Source organism: Kineosphaera limosa NBRC 100340, from assembly GCF_000298215.1.
In the GTDB taxonomy this organism is placed as follows: Bacteria; Actinomycetota; Actinomycetes; order Actinomycetales; family Dermatophilaceae; genus Kineosphaera; species Kineosphaera limosa.
This window is the reverse complement of the sequence record NZ_BAHD01000013.1, coordinates 1-19,992: the sequence shown is the minus strand read 5'-3', so window position 1 is coordinate 19,992 and position 19,992 is coordinate 1. Positions and strand designations below refer to the sequence as shown.

Sequence of the window (19,992 nt, the reverse complement as noted above, 5' to 3'; positions counted from 1 at the left end):
GACCGCGTCCTTGAGCCTCGCGACATCCGGGGTCGAGCAGGTCCGGGAGACCTCATCGAGCCCGCGCGCCTGCGCCGGCGCCAAGGGAACCCCGGCATCTCGACAGGACTGCTCGACCCACGCAGCCGTCTTCGAGTTGTCCGAGGCCGCGATCACCCCCCGCTCCCGCGCTTCCATCACCACAGCCGCCTGAAACGCCTTCGCCGCATTCACGAGCTTCGCGGCCCCGGCGGCCAGCCCGGCCAGGTCATCGCTCCCCAGGCGAGTCAAGCCCCCGGCGTGCTCCAGCAGGGTCACGGACCCGGCATCAAGCCAGGTCACGAGGTCCGCTGCGGTGAGGTTCATGCCCACATTCTATCGAACAAAGATTTGTACTACATTTGAACTAACGGTCGAATCAGACTGTCAGGCAAGGAAATTCACGAGACCTTTAGGCCATCTGAATTCGCCTGGGCCCCAGGTGATCTCAGGCCCGCTTGAAGCTACCGACAGTGTGATGTGCGTCACACACGCTCCAAGCCGGGTGTGGCTGGGACCGGCAGAACCAAGGCACGGCCATCGGCCGCAGCAGGCCGTAGGTCGGCCATGGCCGGGCCACAGGAAACCCATAGACGGCAGGCGGAATCTCGACCGAGACAGCACACCCTGCGACGACGAGGAACACCATGGCCCGCATTCCCGCCCTCTCCCGAGCACGCACGCTCACGGCAGGGCTCCTGCTTGCCGCGGGAGTCGCCACCGGTGGCATCGCGCTCGGCTTGGAGAACAGCGCCAGCAACACCACCGTCGCTGCGTCCACCAGCACGGGCTCGACCAGCACGGGCTCCACCAGTGCCGGCTCGACCGGTGTGGGCTCCAGCGACACCGGTGCCACGGCCTCCTCAGGCGGCACCACCAGCACGGGCGCGACCGGCTCCTCCAACGACAGCTCCAGCGGCACCAGCGACTCGAGCACCGGCTCCTCCAGCTCCACCGGCTCCTCCAGCAGCACGACCAGCGACTCCGAGCAGTCGTTCGGCGCAGTGGGCGGCGTCTCGGGCAGCAGCGGCGCGGCGTACTCCTCGACGCGGGGATCCTGATGAGCGCGCTCGCTGAGGCCGAGTTCCGCGCCATCGGCACGCGCCACAACATCCTTGCCCTCAGCCCGCACACCCTGACCGAGGCGACCCGCATCGCCCGGGAGCGCCTGGCCGAGCTCGACCTCGCCGCCTCCCGGTTCCGCGCCGATTCGGAGCTGAGTCGGCTCGCTGCACTCGCAGCCGAGCGCGAAGCGAGTGTGCAGGTCAGTCCGTTGCTGTTGGACCAATTGCTCGCGGCTCGGCGCGCCTTCGTGCTCAGCGGGGGCATCGTCGACGCGACGGTCGGCGCGGCCGTCATCGCCAACGGCTACGACGCCGATCTGGAGGTCGTGCGGTCGCGGTCGGCGCCCTGGCCCGCCACTGTGGGGGCGTCGAGCAGGTCAGCCAATGGCGCGCTCGGAAGCCGCGTCGCGAACCTGGGTGCAACGGGACCGGGAGCAACGGGACCGGCGGCGATCCCCGGGTGGGACCGGATCGAGCTGGACGAGGCGACTCGACGCGTCACCGTTCCACGTGGAACCGTCATCGACCTCGGCGCCACCGCCAAGGCCCACGCCGCCGACCTCATCGCCCGCGAACTCGCCGCCCGCCTCCCCGGGGGATTCCTCGTCAATCTCGGCGGCGACATCGCCACCAGCGGCGACCTGCCCGCCTGCGGGTGGCGGGTCGGCGTGCAGACCGCGGACGGCGCCGTCGGCCAGGTCGTCGAGCTGCGCGGGCAGGCGCTCGCCACCTCCTCGACGCAACTGCGCACGTGGGCGACGACCGGCGGAGCGGCGCACCACATCGTCGACCCCCGCACCGGCCGCCCCGCCCCGACGGTCTGGGCGCAGGTCAGCTGCGTGGCCGCTAACGCCCTGGAGGCGAACATCGCCTCGACCGCCGCGATCGTCCTGGGCGAGGCCGCGCCCGCGTGGCTGAGCGCTCACGGCATTCCCGCCCGGCTCGACCGGCTCGACGGCGGCATCGTCACGACCCCCGGCTGGCCCGCGCCGGAAGCCGACTCGCCCGATCCGACCGCGCCCGACAAGACCGCACCCGACAAGACCATGCCCGACAAGGCCGCACCCGCCAAAGCCGCGCCCGACCAAACGACCCGGCAGGCGGCACGCTCATGAGCGGCGAACTCCTCTGGTAAGTCTCACGCGCGACCGGCGTCGTCAGCCTCGCGCTGCTGACGATCGTCCTCGCGCTCGGCACCCTCGTCGCCGGCCGCCGCAGCCCGCAAGGCAGCGGCGCGACGACCGTCATGGCGGTGCACCGGTGGCTCTCGTTAGGGATGTCGGTGTTTCTCGTCGCGCACATCGTCACCGCGATCGCCGACGGATACGTCGACATCGGCTGGCTGGCGACGGTCGTGCCGTTCACGTCCGGCTACGAAACCCTCTGGGTCGGGCTCGGCACGATCGCTGTCGACCTGCTGCTCGCGCTCATCGTCACAAGCCTGCTGCGGCACCGCATCGCCGAGCGCACGTGGCGGTTCGTGCACTGGTTCGCCTATGCGATGTGGCCCGTCGCCGTCGTGCACGGCTTCGCCATGAGCACCGCCAACCAGCCGCTGCTACGCGCCGCGACCATCGTCTGCGGTGCCGTCGGGCTCGCAGCGGCCACCTGGCGCCTCCTCACCACCCCCGCAGACCGCGCGCAGCGCCGCGCCGTCGCCGCACAGGAATGGGCCTGAGCATCATGAGCACCACGACCTTCCGAAAGACCGACCGCACGTCCGCCGCGCGGACCGTGCCGACGACCGGCAACCCCACCCTGCTCGACACCCTCACCGACGCCGGGCTCACCGGTCGCGGCGGGGCGGCCTTCCCGGCCGCCGTCAAGGTCCGCGCGGCGTGGGAGAACGACGCCGCCCTCATCGTCAACTGTTGCGACGGCGAACTGGGGGCCGTCAAGGACGGCTGGGTCGTCACGCATCACCTGCCCCAGCTGCTCGCCGGGGTCGACCTGGTCCTGCCGCCCGCGCGGGGTCGCAGACCGCACCCGCCCGTCGTCTTCGCAGCCCACCGCGGCTCGGCGACCGCCGACCGGCTGCGGGCGGCCGGGGTCGACGTGCTCGAGACGCCGCATCGCTACGTCTCCTCGGAGGAGAGCGCCCTCGTCTCGTTGTGGCACCAAGGGGACGCGCGACCGCTGACCAAGCGGGCCCCGTTCGTCTACGGTGGCCGCGACAGTCACGGGCGCCGGATCTCCCCGACCCTCGTGCTCAACGCGGAGACAGTGTGGCGGATCGCGCAACTGCACGAGCGGGGCGTCGCGTGGTTCACCGCGCAGGGCACCGCCACCGAACCGGGTCCGCGGCTGCTCGCCGTGCGCGGTGCGGTGGCCAGCCCCGGCGTCTGGGAGACGGCGGCCGGCGTACCGTTCACAGCCGTCTTCGAGGCGGCCGGCGGGCTGCTCCCCGAAGTGGAGTACGTGCTGGTCGGCGGCCTCGGCGGGGTGTTGCTCACCCGGGCGGAGGCGGAGTCGGCGACCTGGAGCACCCCGGGGCTGGCTCCCTTCGGCGGCACCCCCGGACCCGGCGTCATCGAGGCCCTACCGCCCGAGCGGTGCCCGGTCGACGTCGTCGCCGAGCTGCTCACCTACGGGGCGGGCGAATCCGCCGGGCAGTGCGGGCCGTGCATGTTCGGCCTGCCCTCGCTGGCCGCCCAGTGGACCGCCCTCGCGCAGTGCCGCAACGGCCAGGCCCTGACGAGCGGGATCGACCGCCTGCGCAGCAGCCTCGGACTGGTCGAAGGGCGCGGCGCCTGCCGCCACCCCGACGGGGTCGCGCGCCTCGCCGGATCGGCCCTGCACACCCTCACCCCGCACCTGCAGGCGCACGCCACAGGCCGCTGCCCCACGAGGAGTCTCACGAATGTCCACTGACACGAGGCCCGCCGGCGCCAAACCTGCCGGCGCCCAGCACGCGCACACCAAGACCACTGACACCAAGCCCGTCGACACAAAGACCGCCGGCACCGCGCGCCTGGGCGTCGACCGCGTGCTGTGCTCCGGCCACGGAGTCTGCGCGCAGACCCTGCCGGGCCAGGTGCGCCTCGACGAGTGGGGCTACCCGATCGTGGACTCCGACGTCGTCGATGCAAAGCAGGGACGCCAGGCCGTGACGTTCTGCCCGGCCCGCGCCCTCTACCTGCGCGGCTGATCCCGCGCCGACAACGTAGCGACTTCTCGACGTACCCGCGCGGCCCGCCCGGAATAGCCCACTGCATCGCTGCAGGTCAGCGCGTTGGCTCCCAGGAGCCGCCATCCCGGGTGCGTCGAGAAGTCGCTACGTCCGCGCAGAGCGCGCGCCTACCGCAGCCGGTCGAGCCCCTGGGCGAGCCGCTCGACGGTGCCGTCGACATCCGCGAGCTTGTCGAGGCCGAACAGGCCGAGGCGGAACGTCGAGAAGTCCTCCGGCTCACCGCACATCAGCGGCACGCCGCCCGCGGCCTGGATCCCGACGGCCTTGAACTTCGAGGTGTTCTTCAGGTCCGGGTCGTCGGTGTGCACCACGACGACGCCCGGAGCCTCGTAGCCCGGCGCCGCGACGGAGACGAAGCCGCGTTCGGCGAGCAGCGCGCGCACCTTGCCGCCGAGGTCGAACTGGGCCGCGCGCACCGCCTCCAGGCCGCGGTCGCGGGTCTCGCGCATGACCGCGACGTCGTGTGCGAGCGCGTCCGTCGGCATCGTCGCGTGGTAGCCGGTGACCCCGTCGAGGTAGCCCATCGTGATGCCGAGCCACTTCTTGGTGTCGACGGCGAACGACGTCGAGGTCGACGCCTCGACCGCCGCCAACGCGTCGCCGCGCAGCATGACGAAGCCGGCGCACGGCGATCCGCTCCACCCCTTCTGGGGTGCGCTGATCAGCACGTCGACACCCAGGTCGGCCATGTCGACCCACGCCGCCCCGGAGGCGATGCAGTCGAGCACGAACAGCCCGCCCACCTCGTGGGTCGCCGCCGCGACGGCACGCACGTAGTCGTCGGGCAGCAGGATGCCCGAGGCCGTTTCGACGTGGGCCGCGAACACGACCTCCGGTCGTTCGGCGCGAATGGTGGCAACGACCTCCTCGACGCCCATCGGCTCCCAGCCGGCCGCTCCGTCGGCGATCGGGTGCGCCCTGCACACCGTGACCGTGTCCGTGATCGCGCCGGCGTCGAAGATCTGGCTCCACCGGTAGGAGAAGAACCCGTTACGCACGACGAGGCAGCGCTTGCCGGTCGCCAGCTGCCGGGCGACGGCCTCCATGGCGTAGGTGCCGCCGCCGGGCACGACCGCCACCGCCTCCGCGGCATAGGTGCTGCGCAGAATGTCGATGAGTTCGGTCATGACGCCCGTGAACCGGGCCGACATGTGGTTCAGCGAGCGGTCGGTGAAGACGACCGAGTACTCCAGCAGGCCGTCGGGGTCGATGTCAGCACGTGGCAGCTCTGGCAGTTCGGGCAGGTCCATGCACCCACGGTAGCCACCGGCGACGGCCCAGGCCGTTCTGGCCGACTCAGGCCGACTCGGTTGTGGCCTTGTCCTGCGGGCCCGCCTGCGCGGTCTTGCCGCTCAGTCGCGAGCCGATGGCCTCCAACCCCAACACGATGACGAAACCGAGGACGGCCAACACCGTGGGCAGCAACCAGTTGTCGGCGCCGGGCAGCTCGAGGGCGGTGCTCTCCAGGCCACCCGGCCACGGCCACAGGATGCGGTTGGCGCCGAGCATCAGACCCACCATCGAGGCGATGACCAGGTCGTGGTGGTTGCTCAGCAGCCATCGCAGCGCGCTGGAGGCCAGCGCGATGCCGGTGGCGCAGCCGAGAGCGAAGATGGCGATCGTCAGCAGGTCGCGCTGCGCGACGGCCCCGATGACCGGCGCGTACAGACCCATGAGCACGAGCAGGAACGAGCCGGAGATGCCCGGCAGGATCATCGCGCAGATGGCGATCGCGCCGCCGACGAAGAAGGCCCACCACGGCGGGGTCGCGCCGGCTGCGGTCGAGGCGGGGCTCAGGCCGAGCAGAACGAACGTGGCGACCGCCCAGATTGCCGCAGCGACGTAGTGAGTTGCCGCGGGCCACTCCAGCTGACGCCAGCACAGCACGATGGCCCCGGCGATGAGACCGAGGAACAGCCCGGCGAGCTCGACCGGGTAGGTCGCCAGCGCCCGGCTCAGCGGCCCGGAGGCGATGAACACCATCGACAGGATGCCGACGCCGAGGGCGCCGAGCCAGATCCAGGGCACCCGCTTCAGGGCCGCGCCGGCGCCGCGCAGGTCGGCCTTCAGGATCCGCAGAACCACCGCGACGGACAGGTGGATCGCCTCGATGAGCTGGCGGTAGATGCCCAGGACGAGGGCGACGGTGCCACCGGAGATGCCGGGCACGATGTCGGCGGCGCCCATGACGGCGCCGCGAGCGAGTTGCGGTAGGGCCACCCCCCAGCCGCGCGGCGGCGTCGGGTCGGTCATTGCGGTGGCTGGGGTCTGCTGGTTCACTGACATCGACTTCTGCTCGTGATCTTCGGACTGCGCGCGTGTCGACGTGTTGGACATGTCTGGCACCGGATCAGGGTACCCAGTGATCCTGCGCGCAATCTGTGAACATGTGGTTGTCAGTCCTTTTGTGTTGTTTTGGTGACGCCGGTGGCCCCTTCACAAGCGTCATCCGCCGATGCTCGTCCAAGACGCGTCCTGGGCGAACGTCCTAGCGAATAGCCAGAATTCGCGCCTGATTTGAGCTCGCGACAGGGTGTTTCGCGTCGATCAGGAATCGGTCAAGTGGGAAGGAAACGGTGCCGTCATGAGTGCCGAGCAAAACGCGGGCGACGACGACCTGCTCTCCATCGCCGCCGAGTCCGCGGCAGCGCTCCTCGATACCGAGCGGCGGCCGTGGCTGGTGGGCGTGGCCCACATGCTCAACCACCCGCTGGACTCGGAGTTCAGCGCCGAGGCCGTCCAGCGGGTCATCGATATCGCGACGGCGACGACGCAGTTCCCGAGCGGACCGATCGACTTTCTGTCCAAGGGATTCGAGCAGGAACTCAACCCCGACCACCGGATCATCACCCTGCGCGGCGTCGACTTTCCGAACCTCGAGCTCAAGATCGGCTTCGGCATCGCCGGCATCGCCGGCATCGTCGCGGTCGGTCTGACCCGCAGCGACATCCTCGCCGACGGCTCGCAGCACCCCGGCGCCGTCGTGCTCGGTGATCTGGAGTCGGTCGCGGCGGACACCACGGTGCTGGCCATCGGGGCCGCGATCGAACTCGGCTACTACGGGCCGATCGCCCTGCAGGCCGGGGTCTCCTACGACGGGCCAGGCCGCGAGCTGACGTACTTCGCGATCGACGAGGACAGCGCGCGCCTGGGCCCGGTCCGCTCCGGCGTCGACCGATTCACCCCCGTGCGGCGCACGCTGACCTTCCGGACGGACAGCGAACCGCGGGAGGTGCACGGCTTTCTCTATGAATTCGCCTCCGACATCAGCCGGCAATTCGGCATGCGACCCCAACTCGTCACGAACCTCTTCGACGAGGACATCCCGGAGTACGGTGACGACCCACTCGGCCACAAGGCCCGACAGGCCTGAATCTGCCCCTGCTAAGGGACTCCGGCTGGCAGGCTGACCTGGGACGCCGACGACCCCGAAGGGCTCGGAGACGGCAGCGGCGACCGGAAGGGATCGACCGTGCAGCAGCTGCCGGTGCCGGAGTTGGCGCAGACGCTGGATCGCTACCTGCAGGCCGTGTCGCCGCTGCTTGCCGCCGACGAGCTGGACGCCACGCGGGAGGCGGTGGCCCGGTTCGCCGACGGGGCCGGCCCCGCCGCTCAGGCCGAATTACGCCGGTTCGCCGAGGTGGAGAACGCCGCCGGGCGCAGTTGGCTGTCGGCGGCCTGGCTGGACTCCTACCTACGCGTGCGTGACCCGCTGCCATTGTCCACCAGCGCGACGCTGCAGATCCGGCTCCCGGCCGGCGAACCTGCACGCGCCCAGTCCGAGCTCGATGGGCCGAGCGAACCTGGGCTCGAGTGGGCCGCCGAGGTGGTGCACCGGCTGGCGCGCGTGCACCTGGGCTATCTGCGCGGCCAGCTGCCACCCGAGACCACCCCGCGTGGGGAGCCGGTCTGCGAGCAACAGCGGGCGGTGCTCGCCGGCGGGCTGCGCCACCCCCTGCCCGGCCTCGACGAGATCCGCCCGGGCCGGTCCGGCGCGGATTCCCGCGAGATCGGCGTGCTGATCGACGACCGCTACGTCGCCGTGCCCATCAGCGACGCGACCGGCCGGGTGCTGCCCGAGGCGACCCTGCGGCAGCTACTGGCGCAAGCGGTCGACCAGGCGCAGGGGGCGCCGGCCGGGTTCACCACCCTCTCCGGTCTGGGGAGCGAGGTGGCCGCCCCGCTGCTGGCCGAACTGCTCGACGACGCGGCGAATGCCGCGCTCTACGCCCGACTCACCGACGCCGTGTTCGTCGTCGCCCTGGGCCGCGTCACGGATCCCCACGCCACAGACGACGGAATCACGGACGGCGGCGGCACGGACGAGGCCGATGCCGAGGTGTCGTGGCTGCAGCGATTGGCGTTCGGCGGCGCGAACGCCTGGGCGTACAAGCCGCTGACCTACCAACTGGGCCTGGACCGCGGGCTGGTCGTCGCGCACATGGAGCACACCAGCCCGGACGGCGGCACCCTCAAGAACGTCGTCGACCTCGCCCAGCAGCTCCCCGACGAGCCCGACCAGCCCGACGAGGCCACGGCGGACCGGCCGGGCTCGGGCGACGCGGCGGATCCGCCGCCGGTGGCAGTGCTGAGCTGGCGCGAAAGCCCGCAGCTGCGTGCGCGACTCGACCGCGAGGCGCAGGTCGTGGCTGCGCGGGCGCGCGGGCTGCGCCTCCAGGTGGTGACCGTCGACGCACCCGAAACCGGGCACCTGCCGTACCCGGTCAGCGACGACGCCGTGCAGCAGTGGATCTTCCTGTACGCGCAACTGGCGACGTACGGGCGGCTGCGCAGCACGTACGAGTCCGTGGACATGCGGCACATGCAGGCCGGTCGCACCGAGTGTCTGCGCCCCAACAACGCGGCCGCCGCCGCGTTGGTGCGGGCGCTGCTCGACGGGGCGGCGACGGGCGAGCAGGTGCAGGCGGCGCTGGTAGCACACAAGGACTGGGTGCGCGCCTGCAAGACCGGGCACGGCATCGACCGGCACCTGTTGGGCCTGCGGCTGGCCGCGCAGCGGCTCGAGCTCACTCCGGAGCTGTTCACCGACCCGGCCTACACCGCGCTGACCACGGACTTCTTGTCGACCACGTCGCTCGGCGGGCAGCGCCAGGTCGTCCGCACGGCCTTCGCGCCCACGAGCCGCGGCGGCATCGGTATCTACTACTCCCTCGTGCCCGGCGGCTACCAATTCCTGCTCAGCCGCGACGAGCACACCGAGCACTTCGCCGAGTTCGTCGCCAACCTGCACGCCGGCGCCCACGCCGTCCGCACCCTCCTGACCACCCTTTAACCGCTGCGCGGGCTGTCGGACCTGCGCCCTACGCTGCTCAGGTGCAGCGAGGTGACCGGGACGGCGGCGACGATCTGCTCGCGGCCGTCCTCGGGCCAGGGGCGCCGGTCGGGTGGGGTGAGTCGCCCGTGCCTCGGGTCGCCCTGCTCGGCGCGGGAGTGCGCAGAGTTGTCGACCTCGCCGACTTTCCAGCGGTCGCCAGCGGCCTGGAGGCCGATCGGCCGCGGTGGACCTGGTGGTCGGCCCAGGAGGCCGCGCGGCCGCTCGTGCATGCGGGGGTGCGGGTGTCGCGCGCCTGGGACGTCGCGGAGGCGCATCGGCTGCTGCTCGGCGGCTGGCACGCCGGGCCGGGGCGGGCCTGGGCCCACGCGCACGGGCTGAACGTCGATGACGTTCCCAAGGCCCCGACCGGGGACCTCTTCGAAGCGGCCGACGCGACCAGCTCCGACGGCGACGCCCTCGTGCGCGCCGACGGACACCTGCGCCCGGACGCGGTCGCGGGCACCTGGCCCACGGACGACGAACGCCTGCTCGCCTGGGCCGACGCGGCCCTGACCTGCGCGCGCGCACAACGAGCGCGCGCTGAACACACCTGGCCCCGGCTGGTCGCCACGATCCACGCCGAGTCCGCCGCCGCCGCGCTCTGCGAGGAGTTGCGCCACGACGGGCTGCCGGTCGACCGGCCCGCGCTCGTCGCCATCGTCGGTCCGCTGTCGGGTCCCCGGGGGCCTCGGGACGAGGCGGTGCTGCGGCACGTGCCCGGCCGCGAGCACACCGACCTGCGCAATCCCCAGCAAGTGCGCGAGCTGCTGCAGGCCGTGGGCATCGACGTGCCGAGCACCCGAAAGCACGTGCTCGAGGCGTTCCGCGACGTGCACCCGGTCGTTGCCGCGTTGCTCGCGTGGCGCAAGGAGGAGCGGATCGCCACGACCTACGGACTGCGCTGGATGGACGAGCACATCGGCGCCGACGACCGCCTCCGCGGCACGTGGACCGCCTGCGACGGTGCCGGCGGCCGCATGACCGCCGAGTCGGGGCTGCACAACCTCCCGGCGGTGCTGCGTCCCGGGGTCGCCGCCCACGAGGGCCACGTGCTGGTGCGTGCCGACCTCGGGCAGATCGAGCCACGGGTGCTCGCGGTCGTCTCCGGCGATGCGGCCGTTGCGCAGGCCAGCCGGGACGACGACCTGTATGCGCCGGTTGCCCAGCGGCTTCGGGTCGAGCGACCGATCGCCAAGGTTGCCGTGCTCGCCGCGATGTACGGGCAGCGCAGCGGCGCCGCCGGGCAGGCGCTGCGGGGTCTCGAACGCGCCTACCCGATCGCGATGGCCCACCTCGATCGCGCCTACTCGGCCGGAGTCCGGGGCGAGCCGCTGCGCACCTACGGTGGCCGCCTCATTCCCACCGGCTCCTTCGTCACCGGCGCCCCGATCGGTGCCGATCCGCGTCTGGATGCCGCGCGCGGCCGGTTCGCGCGCAACGCGATCATCCAGGGCGCGGCGGCCGAGTTGTTCAAAGCCTGGGCGGCGACCGTCCGCGCGACGATCCGGGAGTTCGATGCGCAGATCGTGTTGTGCCTGCACGACGAACTGCTCGTGCACACGCCTCGCGAGCACGCCGACGAGGTCGCGCAGGCGGTGCACACCGCGCTCATCGACGCCGCCCGGCGCTGGAGTGCCGGGGCGCCCGTGCGGTTCGTCGCCGACATCAGCGTCGTCCACCGCTGGTCCGACGCCAAAGGCTGACCGGCCGGGCAGAGCTCAGCCGGTAGTGGGACTTTCGGCGGAAGGGGTGGGCGGGGCTAAGCGCTCGGGGGGCCGATCGCGTCCAGATAGGCGGCCAGTGCCTCGTCGTCCCAACGGGACTCCAGGTCCGCCGCTACGGCGTCGGCTACCTGCTGGGCTTCGCCCTCTGCCGGGGTCCAGGGGCCGCGGTCCCAGCCCATCAGGTAGTCGTCGCTGCCGCTGGCGCCCAAGCGCATCGCGGCCTCGTCGATCGCCTCCTGAAAGCGGGCCGGCAGCGACACCTTGACGACCGCATCGGCCGCCTCGTCGTCGCGGACGGTCACCATCGACGGCAGGTCCCGCCAGGCCATGATCTGGTACTGCGCCATGGCGGCATCGTCGCACGCCGCCGCCGTCCGCAAAGCAGGCACGGGGCCACGGCGGGCACGCCGGGCAAGACAGTGTTCGCTTTTGCAGGGCTGACCGTGTAAAAGCGAACACTATCTTTGGGCGGTCTCCGTTCTGGCGCCCTCCTGGCGCCCTCCTGGCGCCCTCCTGGCGCCCTCCTGGCGCCCTCCTGGCGCCCCCGGGGCCCTCCCAGCGCTCTGACTGGCCCTGATTGAGCCCAGGTTGGGCCGCCGGCGGTCGAAGAGGTCGTTATCGACGGGCGATCGGAGGGTCGAGATGGGCGTTCCCCAGGTTGCGGGGTTGTCGGCGGGTGAGCGGGTGGCGGTGGAGTTCACCTGCGGAGCGCGGCTGACCAGCGGGTTACGCGCGACCCCGGACGGGCGGCTCGTGCTCGACATTCCCGGCGACCATTTCGTCATCCGGCTCGCCGACGGACGACCCGCCGACGACATCGCCACGATCCGCCTCGTCGAGCACCCGGTGCGCTGAGTGGCGCTGGCTCGTGCGCAGTGGCGCTCGGGCGTGTTGAGCCGGGCTGACTCGCACTGAGTCGGGCCGATCAGGGTGCCGGTGTGCTGCCTGGTCGGGCCAAACGCCTACGCTCGGAGGCAACTGCGCACCCTGGGAGGCTCCCCGTGTCCGATTCCGCCGCACAGCGTCTCGCTGTCTACGGCACCTTGGCCCCGGGCGGGCCGAATGAGCATCACCTGGCGGGCATGGCCGGCTCGTGGACTCCTGGATCGGTCCGCGGGCACCTGTATCCGGACGGCTGGGGTGCCGCGCTGGGCTACCCCGGCATCGTGCTCGATCCGCACGGTCCGGCGGTGCCCGTCCAGGTCTTCGACTCGCCGGACCTACCCGACCACTGGGAGCGCCTCGACACCTTCGAAGGCCCCGGCTACCGACGGGTGCCGGTCCAGGTCACGACGGGCCCAGGCGGGGACGCCAGCGCCGAGGTCAGCTCCGAGACCGACGGCGGGCTCACCGCCATGATCTACGCGTTGGCGGCCGCCCCCGACGCGACCGACACCGACGCGAACGACACCGACGCGACGGACGCCGACGCGACGGACGCGAGCGGCCAGACGCCCGCGCAGGCCCAGGGAACGGCAGGAGGGTGACCGGCGACCCGGCGCCACAGGCACCCGACTCGGCCGCGGATCGGCCGGTCTCCGCGACGGTCGGGGACTGGGCGGCGGCCGCCCTGGTGTTCGGTTCCAGCGCCGCGGTGCTGGTGGTCGAGATCGTCGCGCTGCGGCTGCTGGCCCCCTACCTGGGCCTGACTCTGGAGACGTCGACCCTGGTCATCGGTCTGGCGTTGGCGGCCATCGCGGTCGGCTCGTGGCTCGGCGGCAAGGCGGCCGACCGCGTCGATCCGCGCCGCACCCTCGCCCCGCTGCTCGCCGCCTCGGGGGCCGCGGTCGCTGCCACCCCGTTCGTCGTGCGCGCCGCGGGGGCCACCGCCGACGGCGCATTCCTGCTGCTCGCCTCGGCCGTGACGATCATGGTGCCCGGGGCGTTGCTGTCGGCCGTCACGCCGATGGTCACCAAGTTGCGGCTGACCTCGCTGAACAAGACGGGGACGATCGTGGGGCGGCTCTCGAGCATCGGCACCGCCGGCGCGATCGTCGGCACGGTCGTCACCGGCTTCGTGCTCATCACGTGGATCTCGGTCACCGCGATCCTTGTCGGCCTCGGAGTGCTGCTGCTGGTCGCCGCGGCCGCGGTGGCGTTTCTGCTGGGGCACTCCCGCCGGCACGTCGCGGCCGGTGCGGCTGCCGCACTCGTGCTCGGCGGAGCCGCCGTGCTGACCCCCAGCCGCTGCGACGCCGAGACCGTCTACCACTGCGCCCTGGTGCGCGCCGATCAGCAGCGCCCCACCGGCCGCACGCTCGTGCTCGACGGGCTGCAGCACTCCTATGTCGACGTCGCCGACCCCTCCTACCTGCGCTTCGCCTACATCAAGGCCATGGCGGCGGCCATCGACACGCACACGCCCGGCCCGGCTCCGGTGGCAGCGCACTACATCGGCGGCGGCGGGATGACGATGCCGCGGTGGGTCGGCGCCACCCGCCCCGGATCGACCGGATCGGTCAGCGAGATCGACCCCGGCGTCGTCGCCATCGACCGCCAACACCTGGCGCTGCCCGACGACATCGGCCTCGACGTGCGCATCGAGGACGGCCGGGTCGGCCTGCGCGCCCTCCCGGCCGACAGCGTGGACCTCGTCGTCGGCGACGCCTTCGGCGGGGTCAGCGTGCCCTGGCATCTGACCACAAGGCAGACCGCTCAAGGCGTCGACGCCGCCCTGAGGGACGAGGGCATCTACACCCTCAACGTCATCGACTATCCGCCGCTGGCGTTCGCGCGGGCGCAGGTCGCGACGCTGCGCACGGTCTTTCCGCACGTCGCGGTGGCGGCATCCGCGGAGGCGGTGCAAGGCACCGACGGCGGGAACCTCGTGTTGCTGGCCTCTCGCTCGCCGCTGGATGTCGCGGGTTGGCAGAGCGGACTGCGCGCCCACGACCTGCAGTGGCAGGTGCTGGAGGGCCAGGCGCTCACCGACTGGGTCGGCGACGCCCCCGTGTTGACGGACGACTACGCGCCGGTCGATCAGCTGCTCACTCCGTATCCTGCGTCGGTACGGGTCTGATGCGACTGCCGCGGTTCGTGCGGCTCACGGTCATCGGCGTGCTGATTGTGGGGGTGCTCGTGGGTGCGATCGCGGCGCTGCAACGCTCGCTCATCTACTTTCCCGACCGCTCCGATCCGGGGGCGGCCACCGGGCACAACCCCGGCGGGCGCGATGTGCGGCTGCACACCGACGACGGGCTCGACCTCACGGCGTGGCTGCTGCCGCCGACGACCCCTGGAGACCGGCGCGTGGCGGTGTTGTACGCGCCGGGCAACGGGGGCCATCGCGGTGCGCGGGTGCCGCTGCACGAGCAGCTCACCGACCGGGGCTTCACGGTGCTGGCGCTGGACTACCGGGGCTATGCGGGCAATCCCGGGTCGCCGAGCGAAGACGGGCTGGCCGCCGATGCTCGGGCGGGCGCGGCCTTCCTGCGCGCGCAGGGTTTCGCGCCCGAGCGCACGATCTACTTCGGCGAGTCGCTGGGCACCGGAGTCGTGACGCGCCTGGCCACGACCGACCCGCCGGCCGGAATCGTGCTGCGCTCGCCGTTCACCTCGCTGGCCGACGTCGGCTCCCGGCACTACCCGGTGCTGCCGGTGCGCACCCTGCTGCGGGACCGGTATCCGAGCGCCGAGTTGCTGCCGACCATCGCGGCGCCCGTCACCGTCATCCGCGGCACCGACGACGCGATCGTGCCGACCGGCATGAGCCAGGAGGTCGCCCGGCTGGCACCGAACCTGCACGAGGAGGTCGTGTTGGACGGGGTCGGACACAACGATCCGGCGATGTTCGGGCCCCGAGTGGCGCAGGCCGTCGCCGCACTCTCCGACGCGGCGATCCCGACCCCTTAAGACCCGCGAGCCCGCGCCACCCGCCCGCCGAAAGTCATGCTCTGCGGCGAGCTTCAGAGTTCAAACTATGACTCTGGACCGAGAGTAGGACTATCGGCGGCTCGTGGTGGGGCGATGCGTTCGAGGGCTAGCAGGGCGGTCTTGGCCTGCGGGCCGCCGAGGTAGCCGCCGAGGCTGCCGTCGGCGCGCAGCACCCGGTGGCACGGCACGACGACCGGCAACGGATTGGTGGCGCAGGCGGTACCCACGGCCCGGACGGCCGTCGGTTTGCCGGCGAGCCGCGCCAGGTCGCCGTAGCTGGCGGTGTGCCCGTAGGCGATCCGCGGCAGCAGGCGCTGCACCTCGGCGCGAAAGCCCCTGGTCAGCTGCCAGTCCAGCGACACGTCGAAAGAGCGGCGTGACCCGGTGAAGTACTCCTCGAGCTGCCGGGCGGTCTCGGCCAGCCGGGCGTCGGTGGCCAGGACGCGGGGGCCGATCCGCTCCGCGAGGCTGCCGAGCACCGCGTCGAAGCCCTCGATCTCGAAGGCCACCCGCACCAGGCCGGCCTCCGTGGCCGCCAGCAGCAGCGGCCCGATGGGGGTGTCGACCTGCCGGTACGACACGTCGAGCAGCCCGGCCGCCGCCGCCTGCCGACCCAGTCGGGCTCGGAGTCCGGACAACTCATCGGCGGTCACGGGAAACTCCTCCGCGCTACCCGCGCTCACGGTGCCTTCGACGTGCGCCATCGGGGGTCCTTCGGTCATGATCGCTTCCCTTTCGTCGCGTTGCCCGGCCGCGCCGATGGAGCAGGCGGGGTCGATGGAGCAGGCGGGACGCTCCGCGCTGGAGGCGGCTCGCCGAGGGCGCGCCGTAGGGCCTTGAGTCCGTCGGAGCTGGCGCGGCGGACCGCCGCCGGGGTGCTGCCGGTCAGTTGGGCCGTCTCGTGATGCCCAAGACCGCCGAGGTAGTGGTAGGCGATCGCCTCGCGTTGCCGCGGCGGCAGTTGCGCGACGACCAGCCACACCGAATCGGGGCCGATGGAGCCGTCGTCGATCGACATCCCGTCGGCCGGATCGGAGCCGGCCCGAGCGCTCTCCGATTCGGTCAGGTCGTCCCGCGGTTCGGCCCGGCGAGCCCGCGCCCGGTGGATGTCGATCGCCTTGCGGGAGGCGACGCGCACGAGCCAGGCCTCCAGCACGGTGTCGGCGCTCAGCCCCGGCCAGGCGCGCAGAGCGGCCAGAAACGTCTCGGACCAGGCATCATCCGCATCCGGACCCGGCCCCAGAGCCGCGCGACAGACCCGCAGCACGGTCGGACCGTGCCGCTGCACGACCTCCTCGAAGGGCGGCAGAGCGGCCGACCGGAGGGCGGCGGGTGCGGGGCTGGGAACGTTCATCACCGGGTAGTCGCCCCGGCGGCGTCAGGTGTGAGGTGCGCCGCCGGGAGGGGCGCCACTATGAGGTGCAGCGCTGTGAGGTGCAGCGTGTCGACTCGAGGGCGGGCGGGCAGCAGGCGAGCGGACACACGAACACCCTGACGCGATCGGGGGGTTCGCGCCAGGGTGTCCGGGACTGTGGGTCAGGCCGCGCGACCTGTGGGTCAGGCCGCCGGCTTGTTGGGCATGAAGAGCTTCCACCAACTGGTGAGCTCCCCCGCGCCGGGGACCAGCTTCTTCGGAGCCAGATCCTGCGGCTTGGGCTGCGGGGCCGGGGCCCGCTCGTACATCCGCTGCGGGTCGTAGGCCTCGATCGGTTCGGTCGGCGTCTGCGGCGAGGAGTACTCGATGCCCTTGGCGGCGGCCGCCTCCCGGATCTTGCCCAGCACGCGACTGGAGATCTCGCGCCGCCAGTGCCCACCGGCGAACACGCCGTAGTGCCCGGCGTGGTCCTGCTCGTAGAACGACACGTCGTTCGAGCCGGTGAACTTCCGGAGGAACTCCCGAGTCTGGCCCGGGGCGGAGATGTCGTCCATGCCGCCCTCGATGCCGATGATCGGGCAGGTGATGAACTCCGGCTTCACCGGTTTGCCGTTGTGGGTCATCCGGTCGTTGGCGAGGTCCTTCTTGATGAAGACTCGCGAGACGGTGTCGGCGTAGAACTCGGCCGTCAGGTCGGCGACAGCGAAGTACTCCCGGTAGAAGCGCTCGATGCGCTCGCGACCCGGGTGCGTGTCGTCGGCGACGTGGTAGTTGTACAGGTCGCGGTGCGAGGAGAAGTGGTTCTCGGGGTTCATCGCGATGAACGACATCAGCTGCACGTAGCCCGGGTAGACCCGCCGGCCGTTCGGCGCGACCGTGGTGAACGCGCTGAGGTAGGTCGGCAGGTGCATCTTGTCGGCGAGCTTGGTGACGTCGGTCGGGGCGGCGCCGGGGTCCAGCGGGCCCGCCATGAGCGTGATCGTCAGCGGCTGCGCGTCGGGGTTGTCCTCCGCGAGGCGCGAGCAGGCCATGACGACCGGCACCGTGGACTGGCAGATGGCCAGCACGTTGACCTCGGGGCCCAGCGTCTCGATGAACTCGCGCGTGTAGTCGGCGTACGTGTCGAGGGTGAACTCCCCGGCCTCCGTGGGCACCTCGCGGGCGTTGGCCCAGTCGGTGACGTAGACCTCGGCCTCCGGCAGCAGGCGCTCGACCGTGGGGCGCAGCAGCGTGGCGTAGTGCCCGGACTGCGGCGCGACCAGCAGCACCTTGGGATCGTTGCGGTTGACGTCGCGACGCCGGAAGTGCAGCAGCCGACAGAACGGCTTGCTGACGGCGACCTCTTCGACGACCTCCACGAGGTGGTCGTCGATGGTCGTGAACTTCAGGTCGAACTCCGGCTTGATGTAGTCGCGCGAGAGCTGCTCCATCAGGGCGACGTTGGCCCCGGTGATCTTCGCGGTGTACTCCTGCAGGCGCTCCATGATCTTCGGCTGGCCGTAGATCCGCCCGAGGTCTCGGTGGATGTGCACGATGTCGCGCTGCATCGCGGCGTTGAGGGCCATGAGCTTGAGCGACGTCGCGCCTAGGCGGTGCATGTGGTCCAGCCAGGGGTTGTAGAGGGTCTCACCAGCGACCCGAGCCCGGAACGCACTTCCTCGTGTGCTCATCATGTCGTGAGATTACGCCCGGGCGACGTGCCACATGAGGCGATTTATGAACCTGTGACGAACTTACCAAGCGGGCGTTCAGCTTCCCAAGCACGCTGAGCACGGGCTTTGCCCCACCGAGAAACCGTCCGGAGTCTCATGATGTGAGCCAGATCATTCGCCATCGTGGACGTATCGCGAGCCTGCGTCGCCTCAGAGCGGCCAGCGGGGGACGGCCCCCTCAGGTCGGGCCGCCTCGTACCAGCCGGCGATGGACAGGAGGCGAACATCGTCGAACCGGCGCCCCGCCAATTGCACGCCGACCGGTCGCCCGTCGGCGGTGAATCCGGCGTTGACGGTAGCCGCCGGCTGCTCGGAGAAGTTGAACGGCGCGGTGTAGGCGATGTGCTCCAGGGCGGTTGCCGGGTCGTTGGTCGGCCCGTGCCAGTGCGCGGGAAAGGCGGCGCCGGGCGCCACGGGCGAGAGCACGACGTCGTAGGGATACGTGGCGGCGATCGTCGCGGCGCGCATGGCCTGCACCCCCGCGTAGGCGTCGATGACGTCGGAGCCGTTGCAGCCAGCGGCACCGGCGGCCCAGGCCTCGATGTAGGGCAGCACGGCCGCGCGGTGCGCGGGGTCGAGGCGGGTGAGGTCCAGCCAACTGCGGGCGCGCAGAAACAGGTCGAGGCGGTGCAGCTGGTCCTGCGTCAGGAACGGGGGGATCTGTTCGACGTGCGCCCCGCCCCGCTCGAAGGTCTGCGCCGCCGCGAGCACGAGAGCGGCGACCTCCGGGTCGGTCGGCAGCCCGGCACCGGCGTCGACGTGTACGGCCACGCGCAGGCCACGTACGTCGTCGATCGGAGGCGGTGTGGTCCAGTCGAGGGGTCGATCGATATGGGTGTAGTCGCGCATCAGAGGATCGGGGACGGCGATGATCTGCATCGCCCGGCGGACGTCGTCGATCGTGCGGGCCAGCGGCCCGATGACCCGGCCGATGTACGGGGGGTCGACGGGGACGAGAGCGTACGTGGGTTTCAGGGAGGCCAGGCCGGTCCAGGTGGCGGGCAGGCGGATGGAGCCGCCGATGTCGCTACCCAGGTGGATGGGCCCGAAGCGCGCCGTCGCCGCGGCCGAGGCACCGCCGCTGGAGCCGCCGACCGTCCACTCCGGGTGCCACGGGCTGCGGGTGATGCCGTGCAGGCTCGAGACCCCGGAGCTGAGCATCCCGTAGTCGGGCATCACGGTCTTGCCGAGGCGGATGGCGCCGGCGCGGCTCATCGAGACGGCGCTGGGCCCGTCTGCGCCGGCCGGCGGGGTGTCGGCGAGCGCCGCGGTGCCGCTGGGCGTGGGGCTGCCGGCCGTGGCGATGTTCTCCTTGAGGGTCACCGGCACCCCGTCGAGCGGGCCGCACGGTTCGCCGGCCGCCCACCGCCGGGAGCTCTGTGCAGCAGCGGCCGCAGCCGCCTCCGGTTCGAGCACGTAGAAGGCGTTGAGCTGCGGGTTCAGCGCCGCGATGCGGTCCAGGACCGCCTCGAGCGCCTCCGTTGGCGTGAAGTCCCCGGCGCGATAGCCGGCCAGCAACTCACCCGCCGTGGCATCGATGAGGGCGTCGGTGACCACCGTCTCTCCTCTCTCCCGGCAGGCCCCCGCGCGCATCTCTGCGGCGAGGCCATCTCGCCATCGTGCCACCGGCCCGGCGCGCCGCCGCCCAGCGACGCGAGCCGCCGCAGCCGGGGCTCGCGGCAAGGGCGCAAGGCCGGCAGG

The 19,992-nt window shown here is 71.8% G+C and carries 19 protein-coding genes and 1 pseudogene; 11 read left to right on the top strand and 9 right to left on the bottom strand.

The features are described 5' to 3' along the window. Together KILIM_RS04275 and KILIM_RS04270 are read right to left on the bottom strand one after the other, a co-directional pair. On the bottom strand, window positions 1-345 hold a 345-nt coding region (locus KILIM_RS04275; RefSeq protein WP_006591397.1), incomplete at its 3' end, for a hypothetical protein. A gap of 121 nt (window positions 346-466) precedes the next feature. Then, the gene (locus tag KILIM_RS04270; RefSeq protein ID WP_006591396.1) at window positions 467-1,126 is read right to left on the bottom strand and encodes a hypothetical protein; all 660 of its coding nucleotides are present in this window, start codon (window positions 1,124-1,126) and stop codon (window positions 467-469) included. Between KILIM_RS04270 and KILIM_RS04265 the strand changes: the two genes are divergently transcribed. The 4 genes and pseudogenes from KILIM_RS04265 (at window position 1,079) to KILIM_RS24880 (ending at window position 4,230) form a co-directional block, all read left to right on the top strand. Further along, window positions 1,079-2,197 (top strand): FAD:protein FMN transferase, encoded by a 1,119-nt coding sequence (locus KILIM_RS04265; RefSeq protein WP_006591395.1) that lies wholly within the window; start codon window positions 1,079-1,081, stop codon window positions 2,195-2,197. The two genes, KILIM_RS04270 and KILIM_RS04265, sit on opposite strands and share 48 nt — an antisense overlap. A gap of 44 nt (window positions 2,198-2,241) precedes the next feature. Continuing rightward, a pseudogene (locus KILIM_RS04260) lies at window positions 2,242-2,760 on the top strand (ferric reductase-like transmembrane domain-containing protein); the annotation flags it as partial. Between the two features lie 5 nt (window positions 2,761-2,765). Then, complete coding sequence (locus tag KILIM_RS04255; protein ID WP_006591393.1) at window positions 2,766-3,953, top strand: NADH-ubiquinone oxidoreductase-F iron-sulfur binding region domain-containing protein; 1,188 nt, start codon at window positions 2,766-2,768, stop codon at window positions 3,951-3,953. Then, window positions 3,943-4,230 (top strand): ferredoxin, encoded by a 288-nt coding sequence (locus KILIM_RS24880; protein ID WP_006591392.1) that lies wholly within the window; start codon window positions 3,943-3,945, stop codon window positions 4,228-4,230. Before KILIM_RS04255 ends, KILIM_RS24880 begins: the two co-directional genes overlap by 11 nt. Window positions 4,231-4,379: 149 nt before the next feature. On the opposite strand, the gene KILIM_RS04245 is transcribed toward KILIM_RS24880, so the two are convergent. Both KILIM_RS04245 and KILIM_RS04240 read right to left on the bottom strand, forming a co-directional pair. Beyond that, entirely contained in the window at window positions 4,380-5,522 is a 1,143-nt protein-coding gene (locus tag KILIM_RS04245; protein WP_006591391.1) for an aminotransferase class V-fold PLP-dependent enzyme, read from the bottom strand. Window positions 5,523-5,568: 46 nt separating this feature from the next. Next, window positions 5,569-6,609 carry a DUF368 domain-containing protein gene (locus KILIM_RS04240; protein ID WP_051988630.1) on the bottom strand — a complete coding sequence of 347 codons (1,041 nt, stop codon included), beginning with the start codon at window positions 6,607-6,609 and terminating at the stop codon, window positions 5,569-5,571. A gap of 247 nt (window positions 6,610-6,856) precedes the next feature. Here KILIM_RS04240 and KILIM_RS04235 point away from each other — a divergent pair, with 247 nt between their 5' ends. The 3 genes from KILIM_RS04235 (at window position 6,857) to KILIM_RS04225 (ending at window position 11,310) form a co-directional block, all read left to right on the top strand. Beyond that, window positions 6,857-7,645 carry a hypothetical protein gene (locus KILIM_RS04235; protein WP_006591389.1) on the top strand — a complete coding sequence of 263 codons (789 nt, stop codon included), beginning with the start codon at window positions 6,857-6,859 and terminating at the stop codon, window positions 7,643-7,645. Between the two features lie 99 nt (window positions 7,646-7,744). Further along, window positions 7,745-9,565, top strand: coding sequence for a choline/carnitine O-acyltransferase (locus KILIM_RS04230; protein WP_006591388.1), 1,821 nt, complete (start codon window positions 7,745-7,747; stop codon window positions 9,563-9,565). 41 nt (window positions 9,566-9,606) lie between these two features. Beyond that, a complete protein-coding gene (locus KILIM_RS04225) occupies window positions 9,607-11,310 on the top strand; it encodes a DNA polymerase (RefSeq protein WP_255247607.1) in 1,704 nt (567 codons plus the stop codon). 56 nt (window positions 11,311-11,366) lie between these two features. Here the strand turns inward: KILIM_RS04225 and KILIM_RS04220 are convergent, their stop codons facing one another. Further along, window positions 11,367-11,678 (bottom strand): virulence factor, encoded by a 312-nt coding sequence (locus KILIM_RS04220; protein WP_006591386.1) that lies wholly within the window; start codon window positions 11,676-11,678, stop codon window positions 11,367-11,369. 295 nt (window positions 11,679-11,973) lie between these two features. Between KILIM_RS04220 and KILIM_RS23865 the strand changes: the two genes are divergently transcribed. The 4 genes from KILIM_RS23865 (at window position 11,974) to KILIM_RS04205 (ending at window position 15,183) form a co-directional block, all read left to right on the top strand. Further along, window positions 11,974-12,186, top strand: a complete 213-nt coding sequence (locus KILIM_RS23865) for a hypothetical protein (protein WP_006591385.1) — start codon at window positions 11,974-11,976, stop codon at window positions 12,184-12,186. 146 nt (window positions 12,187-12,332) lie between these two features. Further along, window positions 12,333-12,818: a gamma-glutamylcyclotransferase family protein gene (locus KILIM_RS23095; RefSeq protein ID WP_006591384.1), complete on the top strand. Its 486-nt coding sequence runs from the start codon at window positions 12,333-12,335 to the stop codon at window positions 12,816-12,818. After that, window positions 12,815-14,350, top strand: coding sequence for a fused MFS/spermidine synthase (locus KILIM_RS04210; RefSeq protein ID WP_006591383.1), 1,536 nt, complete (start codon window positions 12,815-12,817; stop codon window positions 14,348-14,350). The genes KILIM_RS23095 and KILIM_RS04210 overlap by 4 nt, the downstream gene beginning before the upstream one ends. Next, window positions 14,350-15,183: an alpha/beta hydrolase gene (locus tag KILIM_RS04205; protein WP_006591382.1), complete on the top strand. Its 834-nt coding sequence runs from the start codon at window positions 14,350-14,352 to the stop codon at window positions 15,181-15,183. The genes KILIM_RS04210 and KILIM_RS04205 overlap by 1 nt, the downstream gene beginning before the upstream one ends. Before the next feature lie 65 nt (window positions 15,184-15,248). On the opposite strand, the gene KILIM_RS04200 is transcribed toward KILIM_RS04205, so the two are convergent. The 4 genes from KILIM_RS04200 to KILIM_RS04185 form a co-directional block, all read right to left on the bottom strand. Then, a complete protein-coding gene (locus tag KILIM_RS04200; RefSeq protein ID WP_169330738.1) occupies window positions 15,249-15,926 on the bottom strand; it encodes a methylated-DNA--[protein]-cysteine S-methyltransferase in 678 nt (225 codons plus the stop codon). After that, the gene (locus tag KILIM_RS04195; protein ID WP_006591380.1) at window positions 15,923-16,558 is read right to left on the bottom strand and encodes an RNA polymerase sigma factor; all 636 of its coding nucleotides are present in this window, start codon (window positions 16,556-16,558) and stop codon (window positions 15,923-15,925) included. The genes KILIM_RS04200 and KILIM_RS04195 overlap by 4 nt, the downstream gene beginning before the upstream one ends. A gap of 203 nt (window positions 16,559-16,761) precedes the next feature. Continuing rightward, the gene (gene phaZ, locus KILIM_RS04190) at window positions 16,762-18,252 is read right to left on the bottom strand and encodes a polyhydroxyalkanoate depolymerase (protein WP_006591379.1); all 1,491 of its coding nucleotides are present in this window, start codon (window positions 18,250-18,252) and stop codon (window positions 16,762-16,764) included. A gap of 189 nt (window positions 18,253-18,441) precedes the next feature. Beyond that, a complete protein-coding gene (locus KILIM_RS04185; protein WP_006591378.1) occupies window positions 18,442-19,848 on the bottom strand; it encodes an amidase in 1,407 nt (468 codons plus the stop codon). Between the last annotated feature and the right edge of the window lie 144 nt (window positions 19,849-19,992).